Origin of the sequence: Pseudomonas sp. DE0010, from assembly GCF_007680745.1 — a bacterium.
In the GTDB taxonomy this organism is placed as follows: domain Bacteria; phylum Pseudomonadota; class Gammaproteobacteria; order Pseudomonadales; family Pseudomonadaceae; genus Aquipseudomonas; species Aquipseudomonas parafulva_B.
This window is the reverse complement of record NZ_VEJQ01000324.1, coordinates 1-230: the sequence shown is the minus strand read 5'-3', so window position 1 is coordinate 230 and position 230 is coordinate 1. Positions and strand designations below refer to the sequence as shown.

Below are 230 nucleotides of genomic sequence, written 5' to 3'. Positions count from 1 at the left end.
CGACTCTTGCAGTTGCAGGCGCTGGGCAGGCAGCTGGGCGTGCCGACAGTGGCCTGCGGCGACGTGCACATGCACACCCGCGGACGCCGTGCCCTGCAGGATGTGCTCACCGGCATCCGCCATCACCTGCCGGTGGCCGAGGCCGGCTATCACCTGCATCCCAACGGCGAGCGTCATCTGCGGCCGCTGGCGGCGCTGGAGGGCCTCTATCCCGCGGCGCTGCGCACCGA

1 protein-coding gene is annotated in these 230 nt (G+C 71.7%); it reads left to right on the top strand.

Annotated features, from left to right (window positions below):
• Positions 1–230 (top strand): hypothetical protein (locus FS767_RS22715; protein ID WP_144968316.1); only part of this gene is annotated, 230 nt, incomplete at both ends.